Origin of the sequence: Streptomyces sp. NPDC059909 (genome assembly GCF_042730885.1) — a bacterium.
Taxonomy (GTDB): Bacteria; Actinomycetota; Actinomycetes; order Streptomycetales; family Streptomycetaceae; genus Streptomyces.
The window spans coordinates 1-15,691 of sequence record NZ_JBHWKX010000034.1; the positions used below are offsets into that span (position 1 = coordinate 1).

General features: G+C 69.5%; 21 protein-coding genes, 1 tRNA gene and 1 riboswitch. Of the genes, 7 read left to right on the forward strand and 15 right to left on the reverse strand.

The window, feature by feature from the left end; translation table 11 throughout:
• Window positions 1–91: 91 nt before the first annotated feature.
• The 3 genes from ACFV9O_RS22795 to ACFV9O_RS22805 form a co-directional block, all read right to left on the reverse strand.
• The gene (locus tag ACFV9O_RS22795; RefSeq protein ID WP_242337002.1) at window positions 92–412 is read right to left on the reverse strand and encodes a multidrug efflux SMR transporter; all 321 of its coding nucleotides are present in this window, start codon (window positions 410–412) and stop codon (window positions 92–94) included.
• Between the two features lie 33 nt (window positions 413–445).
• A riboswitch (guanidine-III (ykkC-III) riboswitch) is annotated at window positions 446–517 on the reverse strand.
• Window positions 518–600: 83 nt separating this feature from the next.
• Window positions 601–939: a GroES family chaperonin gene (locus tag ACFV9O_RS22800; protein WP_385420646.1), complete on the reverse strand. Its 339-nt coding sequence runs from the start codon at window positions 937–939 to the stop codon at window positions 601–603.
• A 46-nt stretch (window positions 940–985) separates the two neighbouring features.
• Window positions 986–1,306, reverse strand: coding sequence for a DUF3618 domain-containing protein (locus tag ACFV9O_RS22805; RefSeq protein WP_385420647.1), 321 nt, complete (start codon window positions 1,304–1,306; stop codon window positions 986–988).
• Window positions 1,307–1,449: 143 nt separating this feature from the next.
• Here ACFV9O_RS22805 and bcp point away from each other — a divergent pair, with 143 nt between their 5' ends.
• The 4 genes from bcp (at window position 1,450) to ACFV9O_RS22825 (ending at window position 3,536) form a co-directional block, all read left to right on the forward strand.
• Window positions 1,450–1,917: a thioredoxin-dependent thiol peroxidase gene (bcp, locus tag ACFV9O_RS22810; RefSeq protein WP_385420648.1), complete on the forward strand. Its 468-nt coding sequence runs from the start codon at window positions 1,450–1,452 to the stop codon at window positions 1,915–1,917.
• A gap of 137 nt (window positions 1,918–2,054) precedes the next feature.
• A complete protein-coding gene (locus ACFV9O_RS22815; RefSeq protein ID WP_385420650.1) occupies window positions 2,055–2,744 on the forward strand; it encodes an HNH endonuclease in 690 nt (229 codons plus the stop codon).
• Window positions 2,741–3,397: an HNH endonuclease gene (locus tag ACFV9O_RS22820; RefSeq protein WP_385420652.1), complete on the forward strand. Its 657-nt coding sequence runs from the start codon at window positions 2,741–2,743 to the stop codon at window positions 3,395–3,397. Before ACFV9O_RS22815 ends, ACFV9O_RS22820 begins: the two co-directional genes overlap by 4 nt.
• Before the next feature lie 52 nt (window positions 3,398–3,449).
• A tRNA-Leu gene (locus ACFV9O_RS22825) sits at window positions 3,450–3,536 on the forward strand.
• Window positions 3,537–3,596: 60 nt separating this feature from the next.
• Here ACFV9O_RS22825 and rdgB read toward each other — a convergent pair.
• From rdgB to ACFV9O_RS22845, 4 genes are all read right to left on the reverse strand, one after another.
• A complete protein-coding gene (rdgB, locus tag ACFV9O_RS22830; protein ID WP_385420654.1) occupies window positions 3,597–4,199 on the reverse strand; it encodes an RdgB/HAM1 family non-canonical purine NTP pyrophosphatase in 603 nt (200 codons plus the stop codon).
• A 31-nt stretch (window positions 4,200–4,230) separates the two neighbouring features.
• On the reverse strand, window positions 4,231–4,608 hold the full coding sequence (locus ACFV9O_RS22835; RefSeq protein ID WP_385420656.1) for a hypothetical protein: 378 nt from the start codon (window positions 4,606–4,608) through the stop codon (window positions 4,231–4,233).
• 173 nt (window positions 4,609–4,781) lie between these two features.
• Entirely contained in the window at window positions 4,782–5,519 is a 738-nt protein-coding gene (gene rph / locus ACFV9O_RS22840; RefSeq protein WP_385420658.1) for a ribonuclease PH, read from the reverse strand.
• Window positions 5,520–5,598: 79 nt separating this feature from the next.
• Entirely contained in the window at window positions 5,599–5,832 is a 234-nt protein-coding gene (locus tag ACFV9O_RS22845; protein WP_093660495.1) for a glucose PTS transporter subunit EIIB, read from the reverse strand.
• A gap of 274 nt (window positions 5,833–6,106) precedes the next feature.
• Between ACFV9O_RS22845 and ACFV9O_RS22850 the strand changes: the two genes are divergently transcribed.
• On the forward strand, window positions 6,107–7,372 hold the full coding sequence (locus ACFV9O_RS22850) for a PTS transporter subunit EIIC (RefSeq protein WP_385420660.1): 1,266 nt from the start codon (window positions 6,107–6,109) through the stop codon (window positions 7,370–7,372).
• 235 nt (window positions 7,373–7,607) lie between these two features.
• Window positions 7,608–8,882, forward strand: coding sequence for a PTS transporter subunit EIIC (locus ACFV9O_RS22855; RefSeq protein ID WP_385420662.1), 1,275 nt, complete (start codon window positions 7,608–7,610; stop codon window positions 8,880–8,882).
• Window positions 8,883–8,957: 75 nt separating this feature from the next.
• Here the strand turns inward: ACFV9O_RS22855 and ACFV9O_RS22860 are convergent, their stop codons facing one another.
• The 3 genes from ACFV9O_RS22860 to ACFV9O_RS22870 form a co-directional block, all read right to left on the reverse strand.
• Window positions 8,958–9,377: a universal stress protein gene (locus ACFV9O_RS22860; RefSeq protein ID WP_385420664.1), complete on the reverse strand. Its 420-nt coding sequence runs from the start codon at window positions 9,375–9,377 to the stop codon at window positions 8,958–8,960.
• A 21-nt stretch (window positions 9,378–9,398) separates the two neighbouring features.
• On the reverse strand, window positions 9,399–10,934 hold the full coding sequence (locus ACFV9O_RS22865; protein ID WP_385420666.1) for an APC family permease: 1,536 nt from the start codon (window positions 10,932–10,934) through the stop codon (window positions 9,399–9,401).
• A 265-nt stretch (window positions 10,935–11,199) separates the two neighbouring features.
• A complete protein-coding gene (locus ACFV9O_RS22870; protein ID WP_385420668.1) occupies window positions 11,200–11,952 on the reverse strand; it encodes an MBL fold metallo-hydrolase in 753 nt (250 codons plus the stop codon).
• Window positions 11,953–12,206: 254 nt separating this feature from the next.
• Here ACFV9O_RS22870 and ACFV9O_RS22875 point away from each other — a divergent pair, with 254 nt between their 5' ends.
• Complete coding sequence (locus ACFV9O_RS22875) at window positions 12,207–12,695, forward strand: type II toxin-antitoxin system PemK/MazF family toxin (protein WP_385420669.1); 489 nt, start codon at window positions 12,207–12,209, stop codon at window positions 12,693–12,695.
• 217 nt (window positions 12,696–12,912) lie between these two features.
• Here the strand turns inward: ACFV9O_RS22875 and ACFV9O_RS22880 are convergent, their stop codons facing one another.
• The 5 genes from ACFV9O_RS22880 to ACFV9O_RS22900 form a co-directional block, all read right to left on the reverse strand.
• A complete protein-coding gene (locus ACFV9O_RS22880) occupies window positions 12,913–13,863 on the reverse strand; it encodes a PLP-dependent cysteine synthase family protein (protein WP_385420670.1) in 951 nt (316 codons plus the stop codon).
• 6 nt (window positions 13,864–13,869) lie between these two features.
• A complete protein-coding gene (locus ACFV9O_RS22885) occupies window positions 13,870–14,148 on the reverse strand; it encodes a MoaD/ThiS family protein (protein ID WP_385420672.1) in 279 nt (92 codons plus the stop codon).
• A gap of 114 nt (window positions 14,149–14,262) precedes the next feature.
• Window positions 14,263–14,388, reverse strand: a complete 126-nt coding sequence (locus tag ACFV9O_RS22890; RefSeq protein WP_385420674.1) for a putative leader peptide — start codon at window positions 14,386–14,388, stop codon at window positions 14,263–14,265.
• Between the two features lie 88 nt (window positions 14,389–14,476).
• The gene (locus tag ACFV9O_RS22895; protein ID WP_385420676.1) at window positions 14,477–14,899 is read right to left on the reverse strand and encodes a Mov34/MPN/PAD-1 family protein; all 423 of its coding nucleotides are present in this window, start codon (window positions 14,897–14,899) and stop codon (window positions 14,477–14,479) included.
• 58 nt (window positions 14,900–14,957) lie between these two features.
• Complete coding sequence (locus ACFV9O_RS22900; RefSeq protein WP_385420678.1) at window positions 14,958–15,671, reverse strand: TetR/AcrR family transcriptional regulator; 714 nt, start codon at window positions 15,669–15,671, stop codon at window positions 14,958–14,960.
• Window positions 15,672–15,691: the final 20 nt, after the last annotated feature.

Below are 15,691 nucleotides of genomic sequence, written 5' to 3' on the forward strand. Positions count from 1 at the left end.
CAAATCCCTCGCCGACTACCTCACCAAGGTCACTCCGCCAGCCACCGAAAACTAGCAAAAGATTTAGTAACGCAATTTCGGGCGCAGGACACTAGTGTCCCGACGTCGCCTTCAGGCCCACCACCGCGACCAGCAGCAGCACCACGAAGAAGATCCGCGCCGCGGTCGCCGGCTCGTTCAGGGCCACCATGCCGACCACCGCCGCACCGGCAGCGCCGATGCCGACCCACACGCCGTAGGCCGTACCGATCGGCAGGGACTTCGCGGCGTAGGACAGCAGGAGCATGCTCGCGACGATCCCGGCGCCGGTGAAGACACTGGGCCACAGCCGGGTGAATCCGTCGGTGAACTTCATCCCGATCGACCAGCCGACCTCGAGCAGACCGGCGACGACGAGCAGAACCCAGGCCATGACAGGCACCTCCGAGACGTGGACTTCGTGCGGGGTGCGTCGTCTTTGCCTTGCCCGGTACGGCGCGTCTCGTCGGGTTCCCTCAAACGTAGCAAACGGGGTGCGAAGCGGGAGACGAAAAGGCCCGGTGACCCCTGTCACCAGGCCTTTCTTACGACCTCACGCCGCAGCGCACGCAGCGCGCACGCCTACAGGTACAGCCCCGTCGTGTCCTCGCCGCCCTCGAACCGGTCGGCGGCCACCGCGTGCAGATCGCGCTCGCGCATCAGGATGTACGCCACTCCACGCACCTCGACCTCGGCGCGGTCCTCCGGGTCGTACAGCACCCGGTCCCCAGGCTCCACCGTGCGGACGTTCTGCCCGACCGCGACCACCTCGGCCCAGGCCAGGCGGCGGCCGACCGCGGCGGTGGCCGGGATCAGAATGCCGCCGCCGGAGCGCCGCTCGCCCTCCGGGGCGTCGGACCGGACCAGTACCCGGTCGTGCAGCATCTTGATCGGCAGCTTGTCGTGCGTGTTCTCGCTCACGACCACGAACCTACCTGCCCGGACGCGTCCCGCACGCCGCAGGGGGTCACGCCTTCCGCTTCCTGGCCGACAGCGCCAGCAGGCCGACGAGCCCGACGACGGCCAGCGCCACCGGCACCACGCGCTCCAGCCGGGGCGCGCCGTCCTCGTGCACGAAACGGACCTTCATGTCCGTCACCACACGGTTCGCGGCGACGAACGCCCGCCCGGCGGTCTGATCCACGGTCGAGGCGACCTTGGCCTTCGCATCCCCGATGATCGTCTTCGGGTGCATCCGCACACCGAGCTCGTCGAGCGTCTCGGCGAGCCGCTCGCGCCGGCGGACGATGTCCGCCTCGATCTGCGCAGGGGTCCTGGAATCCGACACTGCGCCGCCTCCGTGGTCGTATCCGGTACTTCTTCGTCAACTGCTACGTCATCGACAGTCTGTCAGCTCGACGCTCGCCACACCCCACGGCACCCCTATTACGCTCGGTCCCGTACGCCCGTACCCCCTGAGGAGAACCGAGAATGAGCGAGCGACTCCAGCCCGGCGACCCGGCCCCGGCCTTCACCCTGCCCGACGCGGACGGCAACGAGATCTCGCTCGCCGACCACAAGGGCCGCAAGGTCATCGTCTACTTCTACCCCGCGGCCATGACGCCCGGCTGCACCAAGCAGGCCTGCGACTTCACCGACAACCTGGACGTCCTGGCGGAGGCCGGCTACGACGTCATCGGCGTCTCGCCGGACAAGCCGGAGAAGCTCGCGAAGTTCCGCGACAAGGAGAACCTCAAGGTCACGCTGGTCGGCGACCCCTCGAAGGCCGTCCTGGAGGCGTACGGCGCCTTCGGCGAGAAGAAGCTCTACGGCAAGACAGTGACGGGCGTGATCCGCTCGACGGTCGTCGTCGACGAGGACGGCAAGGTCGAGCGTGCGCTGTACAACGTGAAGGCCACGGGCCACGTCGCGAAGATCATCAAGGATCTGGGGATCTGAGTACCCGGCTCCCGCAGGACGGGCCGCTCCGGACCGACGGAGCGGCCCGTTCCGTATTTTGGACGTGACTGGCCGATATTCGGATCATTACTCCGTGCGAGGTTGCGAACACGCGACCGGGACGGAGGGAACGCACGATGCCGGTCAGTCCATACACGCGCGAGCGCCTCGTCGAGGCGGCGGGGTCGTCACGGACGCTGTCGGCGGCGCTGACGAAGCTGGGGGTCGACCCGAAGGGGCCGACGCGGTCCTATATCCGGGAGCGGATGAAGAAGCTGGGCATAGACACCTCGCACTTCGAGCGGGAGGGAGCGCGGTGGACGAGGGAAATCCTTGAATCCGCCGTTGCCGCCTCCACGAACATGTGCCAGGTTCTTCGCCACCTGGGCGTCGAGGTCGTTGGCGGACAGCACACGCACATCAGCCGTCGAATCCGTGCACTGGGAATCGACACTTCACACTTCACCCCGCAGGTACGCACCGAGAACATGCGGGACAACCGGCGCCGCCGGTCGCCCGAGGAAATCATCCTTGAGAATCCGTCCACGCACGCCACGCGCACACCCAATGACCGGCTGAAGAGGGCGATGCGTGACCTGGGTGTCAGCGAGCACTGTGCACTCTGCGGAATCGAACCGACCTGGCAGGGGCAACCACTCCCCCTTGAGGTCGACCACATCGACGGCAACTGGCGCAACAACCGCATCGAAAACTTGCGGTTCCTCTGCCCCAACTGCCACTCGACGACCGATACTTATCGCGGCCAGGGCAAGGCCCGCAGAGCTACGACTCGCCGACCGTCGCGGTCCGGTCGGGATGGCCGATGAGTCAGAGCAAGCGCTACACCCACGAGTTGCTGGCCGAAGCCGCGCGACGGTGCAACGACATCGACGAGGTCATCGCCTTCCTGGGCACACGTCCTTACGGGCACCTGGGCCGCTATTTGATAAGGCGCTTCGCGCGCTTCGGCATCGACATCTCGCACTTCCAGTCGCACGGTAGGCGTCCCCGACCGACGACTGAGGAGCTGACTCTGGCGGTCGCCGACTCATTTTCCATCGCCGGGACACTGCGACGCCTGAACCGGCCCGACAACGTTAGGCAACGGGCACTGTTGCGCAGATGGCTGAACGAAGACGGCCTCAGCACCTCCCACTTCCTGGGCCAGGCGCACCAGCGGGGCAAGCCCGGCCCAACCCCGTCTCGCCCCGCAGAGGAGGTACTGGTGAAGCACGACGGCAAGCAACGCACTCGCACGGTGACATTGCGCCGAGCCCTCAGCGAGATCGGCGTGCCGGAGCAGTGCGCGTGCTGCGGCACGGGCCCCGCATGGCTGGGCAAGCCCATGACCCTGGAGGTCGACCACATCAACGGTGACTGGAGCGATGACCGCGCCGAGAACCTGCGGCTGCTCTGCCCCAACTGCCATGCGATCACCACCACCTGGTGCCGAGGAGGCAAGCACCACAGCTCTCGGTGAGAACACACCCGCGCCACAAGTGCCGCCCGACCGCTACGATGGCTGACGGCTAGCGGCCGTTGCTGAATTGGCATAAGCGGGTGTTTTAGGGGCACCTGGGAGCAATCCCATGTGGGTTCGAGTCCCACCGGCCGCACCAACCTTCGAATCGAAGGCCCAGCTTGCGGAGTTTGCGAGCTGGGCCTTCGTCGAACGGTCCTCAGTCCAACAGCTCCCGCACCACCGGGACCAGCGCCCGGAACGCCTTGCCCCGGTGGCTGATCGCGTTCTTCTGCTCCGGGGTCAGCTGCGCGCACGTCACGTCGTAGCCCTCCGGCTGGAGGATCGGGTCGTAGCCGAAGCCGTTCGTGCCGACCGGGGCGTGCCGCAGGACGCCCGTCAGGCGGCCCTCGACGACGCGTTCCGTGCCGTCCGGCAGGGCGAGCGCGGCCGCGCAGGCGAAGTGGGCTCCCCTGTGGGCGTCGTCGATGTCGGCGAGCTGGGCGAGGAGCAGGTCGAGGTTGGCGCGGTCGTCGCCGTGGGGGCCGGACCAGCGGGCGGAGAAGATGCCGGGGGCGCCGCCGAGGACGTCGACGCAGAGGCCGGAGTCGTCGGCGACGGCCGGGAGGCCGGTGGCCCTGGCCAGGGCGTGGGCCTTGAGCAGTGCGTTCTCGGCGAAGGTGACGCCGGTTTCCTTGACGTCGGGGATGTCGGGGTAAGCGTCCGCGCCGACGAGTTCGTGGCCGAGGCCTGCGTCGGCGAGGATCGCACGGAGTTCGGTGATCTTCCCGGCGTTGCGGGTGGCGAGGATCAGGCGGGTCATGCGCCCAGTATCTCCGGGGGGCCCGCCGGGGTTACGAGGTGCAGACCTTCCCGATCTCGGCGGCCGCGTCGGTGACCGGTGCGATGTCCGGGGTGGTGTCGCCGTTCTCGACGGCCGTGCGGACGTTCTCGACGCCCTTGCCGAGGTCGTCGACGGCCTTGGACAGATCCGCGTTGTCGGTCGTGTCCTTGAGGTTGCCGAGTTCCCTGTCGATGTCGTCGAGGGCTTCGGTGAGCTGGGTGGGGTCGTCGGTGGCGGTGCTGACGGCCTGGGACAGCTTGTCGACGCTGGTGGCTATGGCGTCGGCGGTCTTGACGCAGTCCAGGGCCTTGTCGACGGCGCTGCAGCCGACGGCCCCTGTGAGCGCGACGGCGGTGACGACGGCGAGTGCGATACGGCGACTGCGCATGGAACGGTCCCTCCCGGGGTTCACGGACGGGCGTACGGTTCGGCCCGTACGCCCGTGCCAACAAGGACGCCGGCAGTGGCGTCCTTGGTTGCCTTTTTACCTTTCGAGCGGCTTCTTCGAGCGGCTTCTCCCCGCCGCTTCTTCGGAACCGCTTCTTCGAACTGCTCTCGCCGCTACTTCTCGAGCGTGCGGGCGAGTGCCTCGGTCTGGAGCGCGGCGAGGTCGGCACAGCCGCCGGTGGCCAGGTCGAGGAGGGCGTTGAGCTCCTTGCGGTCGAAGGGCTCGGCCTCGGCGGTGCCCTGGACCTCGACGAAGCGGCCGTCGCCGGTGCAGACGACGTTCATGTCGGTCTCGGCGCGCACGTCCTCCTCGTAGCAGAGGTCGAGGAGCGGCGTGCCGTCGACGATGCCGACGGAGACGGCGGCGACGGTGCCGGTCAGGGGCTTGCGGCCGGCCTTGACGAGCTTCTTGGCCTGGGCCCAGGCGACGGCGTCGGCGAGGGCGACGTACGCGCCGGTGATGGCGGCGGTGCGGGTGCCGCCGTCGGCCTGGAGGACGTCGCAGTCGAGGACGATCGTGTTCTCGCCGAGGGCCTTGTAGTCGATGACGGCGCGCAGGGAGCGGCCGATGAGGCGGGAGATCTCGTGCGTACGGCCGCCGATCTTGCCGCGTACGGACTCGCGGTCGCCGCGGGTGTTGGTCGAGCGCGGCAGCATCGAGTACTCGGCGGTGACCCAGCCTTCGCCGCTGCCCTTGCGCCAGCGGGGGACGCCTTCGGTGACGGAGGCGGTGCAGAAGACTCGGGTGTCGCCGAAGGAGATGAGGACGGAGCCCTCGGCGTGCTTGCTCCATCCGCGTTCGATGGTGACCGGGCGGAGCTGTTCGGGGGTGCGGCCGTCGATTCGAGACATGTGATGAGCCTATCCGGCCATGCGCGAGGGGCCCGTTCCGGTGTGGAACGGGCCCCTCAAGGGTGAGCGGGGAGAGGGCTCACATCATGTCTTCGATGTCGGCGGCGATGGGGTCGGCGTCGGTGCCGATGACGACCTGGATCGCGGTGCCCATCTTCACGACGCCGTGGGCGCCGGCGGCCTTCAGCGCGGCCTCGTCGACCTTGCTCGGGTCCACGACCTCGGTGCGGAGGCGGGTGATGCAGCCTTCGACCTCTTCGATGTTGTCGATACCGCCGAGCCCGGCGACGATCTTCTCAGCCTTGCTGGCCATGTCTGCTCCCTAAGTCTTTTCGGCCGGGGTCCGGAGGTCCGGGGCCCGCGGCGACAGCCGCTGATGTCACTGTCCCGGAAGGTGCCGTCGGCCGGGACCGTGGGCCGCAAATCCGTTTTGTCACGGTAACTCACGGTTGGCCCAACTTCGCGAGCGAGTTGCGGCCCCGTATCGAATGATGATGATCACCCGCGCCCTGCCCGCGGTCCACGGCCGGGCACTGGCGAGCGTACCGCAACTGGTCTACACCAGTGTGCACCGACGGAGGATGCCCATGAGCGCCGAGAGCGCGGCCGCGCCACCGCAGCGGAAGTGGTGGAACGGAATCCTCCAGGGACTCCAGAAGATCGGCCGGAGCCTCCAGCTCCCCGTCGCGGTCCTGCCGGCGGCCGGCCTGCTGATCAGTCTCGGCAACCTCTTCGGCGCCTATCTGCACGGCCCGTTCTGGGAGAAGGTGTCGGACGTCCTGGTCAAGGGCGGCGGCGGCATCCTCGACGGCAGCCTCGGACTGCCGCTCCTCTTCTGCATCGGGGTGGCGATCGGCTTCGCGAAGAAGTCCGACGGCTCGACCGCGCTCGCCGCCGTCGCCGGCTTCCTGGTCTACTACGGCACCCTCAAGGCGTTTCCGGTCGCGGGCTCGGTGACCGCAGCCACGCCGGACGGCGTCCCGCAGAACCCCGGCGTGCTGGGCGGCATCCTGATCGGGCTGCTGACGGCCACCATCTGGCAGCGGTACCACCGCACGAAACTCGTCGACTGGCTCGGCTTCTTCAACGGCCGCCGACTCGTCCCGATCATCATGGCGCTGGTGTGCTGCGTCCTCGGGGTGGCGTTCGGCCTGCTGTGGCAGCCGGTCGGTGATGCGCTGGAGTGGTTCGCCAAGCAGCTCATCGACCTCGGCGCCTGGGGCGCGGGCATCTTCGGCGTCGCGAACCGGCTGCTGATCCCCATCGGCATGCACCAGTTCCTGAACACGTTCTTCTGGTTCCAGGCGGGCGACTACACCACACCGGAGGGCAAGACCGTCCAAGGCGACATCACCCGCTTCCTGGCCGGCGACCCCTCCGCGGGCCAGTTCACGTCGGGCTTCTTCCCGATCATGATGTTCGGACTGCCCGCGGCCGCCCTCGCGATCACGCACTGCGCCCGCCCCGAGCACCGCAAGCGGGTGGCCGGCCTGATGCTCTCGGTCGCACTCACCTCGTTCGTCACAGGGGTGACCGAGCCGATCGAGTTCTCCTTCATGTTCGCGGCGCCGCTGCTGTACGGGCTGCACGCGCTGCTCACCGGTGCCTCCATGGCGATCACGTGGGCCCTCGGCGTCCACGCGGGCTTCACCTTCTCCGCGGGCGTGATCGACTACATCCTCTACTGGCACCTCGACACCAAGCCCTGGCTGATCATCCCGATCGGAGCCTGCTTCGCGGTGGTCTACTACGTCCTCTTCCGGGTGCTCATCACAGCGTTCGACATCCCCACGCCGGGGCGCGAACCGGAGGAGATCGAGCAGGAGCTGGAACGGGCCGCGACGAAGGACTGAGGGGCGCGCACGGGCAGCGCGACCTGCGCCCACGGTGGCCTTTTGTCGGTATTGACGGCGTATCACCCAGGTCACAGATTCCGCGGGTTCCTTATCCGTCCCTCACGTGCTACAACAGGTCTACACCTCTGACTGGTGTAGACCACGCGGTCCAGACCACCGCGTTCCCCCCTGAGACGCCGCCGTCCCCCTCTTCCCCTGGTCCCGGGCGGCGCCTTGCCCACTGGAGGAAGTTGTGTCCACGGCCACCGCCACCCCGGCGCCGCCCGCCAAGAAATGGGGCTCCGGCCTGTTCCAGGGCCTGCAGAAGGTCGGCCGAAGCCTGCAGCTGCCCATCGCCGTGCTGCCGGCGGCGGGCATCCTGCTGCGCCTCGGCCAGCCCGACGTGTTCGGTGCCGACGGCCTCGGCTGGGACAAGGTCGCCTCGGTGTTCGCCACCGCCGGCGACGCCGTCTTCGCCAATCTGCCGCTGCTGTTCTGTGTCGGCATCGCCATCGGCTTCGCCAAGAAGGCCGACGGTTCGACGGCTCTCGCGGCGCTGGTCGGATTCCTGGTGTACAAGAACGTCCTCACCGCGTTCCCGATCAGCGAAGCCGTGGTCAACACCACCGCGAACAAGGGTGTCGACGTAGCCGCGACCTACAACGACCCCAAGGTGCTCGGCGGCATCGTGATGGGCCTGATAGCCGCCGTCACCTGGCAGCGGTACCACCGCACCAAGCTGCCCGATTGGCTCGGCTTCTTCAACGGCCGCCGTCTCGTCCCGATCCTGATGGCCTTCATCGGCACCGCCGTCGGTGTCTTCTTCGGCCTGGTGTGGGAGCCCATCGGTGATGTCATCACCGGCTTCGGCGAGTGGATGACGGGTCTCGGCGCCGTCGGCGCCGGAATCTTCGGGGCCATCAACCGCGCACTGCTCCCGGTCGGCATGCACCAGTTCGTCAACACCGTGGCGTGGCAGGAGATCGGTTCCTTCAAGGACTCCGCCGGTACCCTGTGGCACGGCGACCTGCCGCGGTTCTTCCACGGCGACCCGACCGCCGGCCAGTTCATGACGGGCTTCTTCCCGATCATGATGTTCGCTCTGCCCGCGGCCGCGCTGGCGATCACGCACTGCGCCCGTCCCGAGCGCCGCAAGGTCGTCGGCGGCATGATGTTCTCGCTGGCGCTGACCTCGTTCGTCACCGGCATCACCGAGCCGATCGAGTTCGCGTTCATGTTCATCGCGCCGGTGCTGTACGTGATCCATGCCCTCCTGACCGCCGTCTCGCTGGCCGTCACCTGGGCGCTCGGCGTGCACCACGGCTTCAGCTTCTCGGCTGGTGCAATCGACTACTTCCTGAACTGGGGCCTCGCCACCAAGCCCTGGATGATCATCCCGATCGGTCTGGTGTTCGCGGCGATCTACTACGTGGTCTTCCGCTTCGCGATCACCAAGTTCAACCTCCCCACGCCGGGCCGCGAGTCCGACGAGGAGCTGGCCGAGCTCGAAAAGGCCGAGGCCAAGTAGCCGAGGCCGAATAAGCGACACGGCCGCACCAGGCCGCCGAGGCCCCGCCTTCCTCCACGGAAGGCGGGGCCTCGTTCATTCCGCGGCGGCCGGTACGCACAGCACCGGCACCGTCGACAGATGCAGCAGCTTGTGCGTGGTCGAGCCGAGCAGGGCGCCGCGCATCGGGCTCTCGCCGTAGCTGCCGACGATGATCACCCGCGCGTCGTGGCGGGCGGCCGCGTCCAGCAGGGCCTGCGCGGGGCGCTCGTCCAGGACCTCGACGGCCGTCGGTACGCCCGCCTCGTCGGCGGCCTCGACGGCGTGCGCCAGCGCGGACCTCCCCGCCTGGCGGATGGCCTCGTGGTGGGCCCGGTACTCCTCGCCCGCCGCTCCCGGGGCCGCGGCGCCGAAGACCAGGACGAGCGGCTCGCCGAAGGCCGCCGACACCTCGATGGCGACGTCGAGCGCCCGTGCCGCGCCCGGGGACTCGTCGTATCCGAGGACCACGGACATCCCAGGCCTCCTTCAGATCCTTCAGAGCGGTTCCGGTTTCCTGCCGTGCACCAGGTCGGGGTCGGCCACACCGGGACGCTCGCGCCAGAACGCGCCGGTCGCCAGGCGCCGCCCGGCCATGACGACCAGCCCCGCGATCACGATGCCGATGCCGATGACGAGCGGCGGCCCGAGGCCGAACCAGGAGACGCCGCTGTAGGAGTTCGCGGGATCGGACATGTCGACGACCGACTCGACGAGCAGCCAGCTGAGCAGCGCGGCGCCGACCAGCGGGCCGACGCCGATGAGCAGGAAGCTGCGGACGCTCTCGGTCAGATGGCGGCGGTAGTAGACGGCGCAGGCGACGCCGGTGAGCGCGTAGTAGAAGGCGATGAGCAGCGACAGCGCCGTGAGGGAGTCGAAGAGCGCGTTCTCGCTGATCCGGCTGACGACGAGGTACCAGGCGATGGCGACGACGGCCACGGCCCAGGTGCTGACGTGGGGTGTGCGGAACCGCGGGTGGATACGGGCGAAGACCGACGGCAGTGCGTGCCGCCGGGCCATCGACAGGGCGGTGCGCGACGAGGGGATGATCGTCGTCTGCGTCGAGGCCAGCGCGGACGTCGAGACGGCGAACAGCACGACCCAGTCCCAGCCGCCCATCACCTCACCGGCGAGCAGGGCGAAGACGAACTCCTCCTCGCCCGCGTTCTCGGCCAGGTACGTGGGTCCGGCATAGGCCACGACCGCGATGGTGACCGACAGGTACGTCACGAGCAGCACGATCGTCGACCAGATGCCGGCCCGGCCCGGGGCGGTCTCGGAGTGCTCGACCTCCTCGGTCAGATTGACCGCGGACTCCCAGCCCCAGTACATGAACACGCCCAGGAGCAGGCCCCCGGTCAGCGCCGCGCCGCCGGCCCCGAGCGGGTCGAGCCAGGTGATCTCGGGTCTGATCGGGTCCAGCGTGCCCGTACCGGCGTAGACGCGGTAGATCGCCACGACGGCGAACGCGAGCAGACAGGCGACCTGGGCCAGGATGAGGACGTTCTGGACGTGGGCCGATGCCTCGGTGCCGATGACGCAGATGGCCGTCATCACGAGGATGACGGCCACCGTGAGCGTCTGCCGGACGAGGGCGCTGTCTGCCCAGCTGTCGAGGCCGACGGCGAGCAGTCCGAAGCCGACGGCGACGTCGGCGAGGGAGCCGACCACCAGCACGCCGGTCATCATGATCGCCCAGCCGCCGAGCCAGCCGGCCCAGGGGCCCATGGACCGGGTGACCCACGAGAAGGTCGTGCCGCAGTCCTGGTCGACCCTGTTGAGGTAGAAGAACGCCGATGCGATCAGCAGCATCGGCACGAACGACATGAGGACCACGCCGGGCGCGTAGATGCTCACAAGGGCCACGACCGGACCGATGACCGCGGCCAGGGAGTAGGCGGGCGAGGTGGAGTTGATACCGATGACGAGCGCGTCGACGAAGCCGATCGCGTTGTGCTTCAGCTCCCCGGGCCCCTCCTCGTGGCTGTGCGCGCTGGGTGGGGGCGCGGCGGTGTCCGCGACGTCATCGGCCATGTGTCCTCGCAGGTCAGGGCGATGTGTCGGCCTTGTATGCCTTTGCGAGTGTACCGGCGTGGGTCGCCGACGGCCTGGGGAGTGGATCTCGTGGCGGGATCCGGACGTCGTGGATCCGGACGTCGTGGATCTGTACGTCCTGGACCTGGACCTCGTGGATCCGGACCTCGTGGACTGGACGTCCTGGACCTGGGTCTCGTGGACCTGGGTCTCGTGGATCTGGACCTCGTGGACCGGACGTCCTGGACCTGGACCTCGTGATGGCCTAGATCTCGTAGACCGCTCCCGGGACGGCCAGCTCCGCCGGGCCCCCGTACACCGCGCGCGCGTCCGCCAGGTTCTGCTCGGCGTCCGTCCACGGCGGGATGTGCGTGAGCAGGAGACGGCGCACTCCGGCGCGGGCGGCGTGGGCGCCGGCCTCGCGGCCGTTGAGGTGGAGGCCCGGAATGTCCTCCTTGCCGTGCGTGAAGGCCGCCTCGCAGAGGAAGAGGTCGGTTCCGTCGGCGAGTTCGACGAGGGGGTCGCAGACGCCGGTGTCGCCGGAGTACGTGAGCGAGGCGCCGCCGTGCTCGACGCGGATGGCGAAGGTGTCCACGGGGTGCGCGACCTTCTCCGTACGGATCGAGAAGGGGCCGATGTCGAAGGAGCCCGGCTTGAGGGTGTGGAAGTCGAAGACCTCGCTCATCGACTTGTCGGAGGGGGTGTCCGCGTAGGCGGTGGTGAGGCGCTGCTCGGCGCCCTCCGGCGCGTACACCGGGATGGCGTCGCAGCGGCCGCCGTCGTGGCGGTAGTAGCGGGCGACGAAGTACCCGCACATGTCGATGCAGTGGTCCGCGTGCAGATGACTGAGGAAGATGGCGTCGAGGTCGTAGAGACCGATGTGGCGCTGCAGCTCGCCGAGGGCGCCGTTGCCCATGTCGAGGAGCAGCCGGAAGCCGTCGGCCTCTACGAGGTAGCTCGAGCAGGCCGATTCCGCGGACGGGAACGACCCCGAGCAGCCGACGACGGTGAGCTTCATGGAGCTTGGACCTCCGTGGACGGTCGTCCTTGGACGGGAAACGGGGAGGGCTGGAGCGCAGCGCGGGGGAGCTCGTGCGGTTTGTTGAGCGTAAGGCGCGAAAGGGTTGGCCGCTCCTTCGCGGCAGCCCGTTGTGGGGGAACTCACCTGCCCTGTCACCGGATAGGACGAGGTGCGCGGGCTGTGTGCGGGGCGCGTGCGGAGCGTGTGCGGGGGGCGGACGGCGGGGTGTGCGCGCCGGGTACCGTCTGGGTATGGACACGTCCTGGTGGCTCGCGCTCGGCGCGGTGGTGGTGATCGCGCTGGTGGCCGCGGTGGGGCGGGTACGGCCGCCCGGCAGGCCTCGGACGCGCGTGGAGCGGGGGCCGGGACGGGCCGCGCCGGGCAGGGCCCCGGGCCGTGCTCCAGGGCGGGGCAAGGCGGGGCCGACGCGGCGGCCGCAGCCGGGCGAGATCTGGTGGGCGGACGTCCCGTACGAGGACGGGCCCGGCTCCAAGGACCGGCCCTGTCTGGTTCTCCAGGTCCACGGTGGGGCGGCGCGCGTCGCCAAGATCACCAGCAAGTACCACGACGAACGTCCTGGCGTGCTCGCGCTGCCGCCGGGCGCGGTGGGTGACACGCACGGGCGGCCGAGCTTTCTGGAGACGGACGAGCTGCGGGAGGTCCGGGTGCGGGACTTCCGGCGCCGGGTGGGGGTGGTGGACCCGCTCCTGTGGGACCAGGTGCGGCACCTGTCCCACTGAGGCGGGGCCCTGCTGAGGGGGCGTGGGGCCTGGGCGACGGGCGACGCCTGTGGCGGGCCTTCCCCCACCCCGCCCCTTCCGAACGGGGGCAAGCCCCCAGACCTCGTGCGGCCTTCGGCCGTGAAATTCGGGGCTCCGCCCCGGACCCCTGCCCGCCCACCGCCACCGGCACGCTCGACGCGGGCGCCGGCAGCGGCAGCCGCAGGGGGCTCGGGCGTCAGGCCCAGAGTTGGCCGTGGAGGGTTTCGATCGCGGCTTCGGTCGTCGGGGCCGTGTAGACGCCCGTCGAGAGGTACTTCCAGCCGCCGTCGGCGACGATGAAGACGATGTCCGCGGCCTCGCCGGCCTTGAGGGCCTTCTTGCCGACACCGATCGCGGCGTGCAGGGCCGCGCCCGTGGAGACGCCCGCGAAGATGCCCTCCTGCTGGAGGAGCTCGCGGGTGCGGGTGACCGCGTCGGCCGAGCCGACCGAGAAGCGGGTGGTGAGGACGGAGGCGTCGTACAGCTCGGGTACGAAGCCCTCGTCGAGGTTGCGCAGGCCGTAGACGAGGTCGTCGTACCGCGGCTCGGCGGCGACGATCTTCACGTCCGGCTTGTGCTCACGCAGGAAGCGGCCCACGCCCATGAGCGTGCCCGTGGTCCCGAGGCCCGCCACGAAGTGGGTGATGGACGGCAGGTCGGCGAGGATCTCCGGGCCGGTCGTGGCGTAGTGGGCACCCGCGTTGTCCGGGTTTCCGTACTGGTAGAGCATCACCCAGGACGGGTTCTGCCCGGCGAGTTCCTTGGCGACGCGCACCGCCGTGTTGGAGCCGCCCGCCGCGGGGCTGGAGATGATCTCGGCGCCCCACATCGCCAGGAGCTGGCGGCGCTCCTCGCTCGTGTTCTCGGGCATCACGCAGACGATGCGGTATCCCTTCAGCTTGGCCGCCATCGCGAGCGAGATGCCGGTGTTGCCGCTGGTCGGCTCCAGGATCGTGCAGCCGGGGGTGAGCCGGCCGTCCTTCTCCGCCTGTTCGATCATGTGGAGCGCGGGGCGGTCCTTGACCGAACCGGTCGGGTTGCGGTCCTCCAGCTTGGCCCAGATGCGGACGTCCTCCGACAGGGAGAGCCGGGGCAGGCGGACGAGCGGCGTGTTGCCGACCGCGGCGAGCGGGGAGTCGTAGCGCATCAGGGATCAGACCATGCCGCCGGCGACGGCCGGCAGGATCGTGACGTTGTCGCCGTCGGACAGCTTGGTGGAGATGCCGTCCAGGAAGCGGACGTCCTCGTCGTTCAGGTAGACGTTCACGAAGCGGCGCAGCTGGCCGCCGTCGACGATGCGCGCCTGGATGCCCGCGTGCCGGGACTCGAGGTCGGCGAAGAGGTCGGCGAGGGTGTCCCCGCTGCCCTCCACGGTCTTGGCGCCGTCGGTGTAGGTGCGGAGGATGGTCGGGATGCGGACCTCGATGGCCATGGCGTGGGCTCCTGTCGGGAGGACGTAAGGGCGTTACGTGAGTGACGTAAGGGCGCGCGGCTCAGCCCCCCGCGCGGGGGTCGGTGCAGGGGACGGTGCGCTGGGGGCCGTGGCTCAGGCCGGACGGCGGTCCGCGCAGCGCGTACACATGGCGCTGGCGAGGCGGCACAGGTCGACGTGCAGTCGCGCCACGAGCAGCGGCGTGCCCGGCGTCTTCTCGCTCACGTCGTTCGAAACCATGCGGTCATCGTAACGATTCCCGGTCCTGCTCCCGGCATGTGATCTCGCATCGCGGACGCGACCTGTTCGCCAGTCGGACGCTTGAGCCTCAGTACGCCTCGACGATCTTGACGTCCTCCTCGGTGACCTCGCCCTCGACGATCCGGAACGAGCGGAACTGGAACGGGCCCGCGCCGTCCGTGTCGGCCGTGGACACCAGGACGTAGTGCGCGCCGGGCTCGTTGGCGTAGGAGATGTCGGTGCGCGACGGGTACGCCTCGGTCGCCGTGTGGGAGTGGTAGATGATCACCGGCTCCTCGTCGCGGTCGTCCATCTCGCGGTAGAGCTTGAGGAGATCCGCGGAGTCGAACTCGTAGAACGTGGGCGAGCGCGCGGCGTTGAGCATCGGGATGAACCGCTCGGGGCGCCCCTCGCCCACGGGTCCGGCGACCACGCCGCAGGCCTCGTCGGGGTGGTCCTCGCGGGCGTGGGCGACGATCTGGTCGTACAGGGCCCGGGTGATGGTCAGCATGGTGACGAGAATAGGCGGACGGCTCCCGGATCTGAGATCCGGGGACCAATGAGTGAGATCACGCCCGCGGCCCGGGGGCGCGGGGCCCGGAGCCGGGCCAGGTCTCCGGCCGGTCGGTCACGGCGAGCAGCGCGTGCACCGTGGTCTCCATCGCACGGCGGGCCGCCTGCGGGTCCAGGCCGCCGCTGCGCCAGTGGTACCAGGCGCCCCATGTGGTCACCGCGTCCAGCCCGTTGAGCAGGTCGGCCCTGCGATCCTCCGGAAGCCGGCCGAGCTCCACCGCGAAGATCTCGGTCAGCCGCTGCCGCGCGAAGTCCATGACCTGGCGGGTGGCCTCCTCCACGCGCTCGGAGAGGTGGTCCATCCGCATCATCGTCAGCCGCGCCGGCGTGATCCACTCCAGGATCCGGGCGCGCTGCTCGGTGAGCGCCGCCACCCGCGCCTCCCGCGGCCCGTCCGTCGGCAGCGGCTTGATCTGTGCGGCCAGCTGGTCCAGGCGCCGGGCGATGGCGGTGTCCGCGAGCTGCGCCATGTCGGCGAAGTGATGGAACACCAGGCGCCGGGACACCCCGGCGCGCTCGGCGACACGGTCCGCCGGGAACTGCGTCTCGCCCTCGTCCAGCAGCGAGAGCATCGCGTCGGCGATCTTCTCGCGGGTCTGGCGCCCGCGCTCCGTACGGCCGTCCGGCGCACCGCCTCGCGCCCGTTCACGTGCGGCGTTCGCCGCACCGGCCGGCGCTTGTGGGTGCGTCTGCGAGTGCGTCTGGTTCACGTCGGCTCCTCCCGATCCCT

Coding starts and splice junctions, on each gene's coding strand:
- ACFV9O_RS22870 (WP_385420668.1), bottom strand. CDS start 11,952: ATGAAGCTCACCGTCGTCGGCTGCTCGGGGTCGTTCCCGTCCGCGGAA.
- ACFV9O_RS22890 (WP_385420674.1), bottom strand. CDS start 14,388: ATGGTTTCGAACGACGTGAGCGAGAAGACGCCGGGCACGCCGCTGCTC.
- ACFV9O_RS22885 (WP_385420672.1), bottom strand. CDS start 14,148: ATGGCCATCGAGGTCCGCATCCCGACCATCCTCCGCACCTACACCGAC.
- ACFV9O_RS22865 (WP_385420666.1), bottom strand. CDS start 10,934: ATGGCCGATGACGTCGCGGACACCGCCGCGCCCCCACCCAGCGCGCAC.
- ACFV9O_RS22845 (WP_093660495.1), bottom strand. CDS start 5,832: ATGGCCAGCAAGGCTGAGAAGATCGTCGCCGGGCTCGGCGGTATCGAC.
- rph (WP_385420658.1), bottom strand. CDS start 5,519: ATGTCTCGAATCGACGGCCGCACCCCCGAACAGCTCCGCCCGGTCACC.
- ACFV9O_RS22880 (WP_385420670.1), bottom strand. CDS start 13,863: ATGCGCTACGACTCCCCGCTCGCCGCGGTCGGCAACACGCCGCTCGTC.
- rdgB (WP_385420654.1), bottom strand. CDS start 4,199: ATGACCCGCCTGATCCTCGCCACCCGCAACGCCGGGAAGATCACCGAA.
- bcp (WP_385420648.1), top strand. CDS start 1,450: ATGAGCGAGCGACTCCAGCCCGGCGACCCGGCCCCGGCCTTCACCCTG.
- ACFV9O_RS22875 (WP_385420669.1), top strand. CDS start 12,207: ATGGACACGTCCTGGTGGCTCGCGCTCGGCGCGGTGGTGGTGATCGCG.
- ACFV9O_RS22820 (WP_385420652.1), top strand. CDS start 2,741: ATGAGTCAGAGCAAGCGCTACACCCACGAGTTGCTGGCCGAAGCCGCG.
- ACFV9O_RS22860 (WP_385420664.1), bottom strand. CDS start 9,377: ATGTCCGTGGTCCTCGGATACGACGAGTCCCCGGGCGCGGCACGGGCG.
- ACFV9O_RS22795 (WP_242337002.1), bottom strand. CDS start 412: ATGGCCTGGGTTCTGCTCGTCGTCGCCGGTCTGCTCGAGGTCGGCTGG.
- ACFV9O_RS22895 (WP_385420676.1), bottom strand. CDS start 14,899: ATGCTGACCATCACCCGGGCCCTGTACGACCAGATCGTCGCCCACGCC.
- ACFV9O_RS22815 (WP_385420650.1), top strand. CDS start 2,055: ATGCCGGTCAGTCCATACACGCGCGAGCGCCTCGTCGAGGCGGCGGGG.
- ACFV9O_RS22835 (WP_385420656.1), bottom strand. CDS start 4,608: ATGCGCAGTCGCCGTATCGCACTCGCCGTCGTCACCGCCGTCGCGCTC.
- ACFV9O_RS22850 (WP_385420660.1), top strand. CDS start 6,107: ATGAGCGCCGAGAGCGCGGCCGCGCCACCGCAGCGGAAGTGGTGGAAC.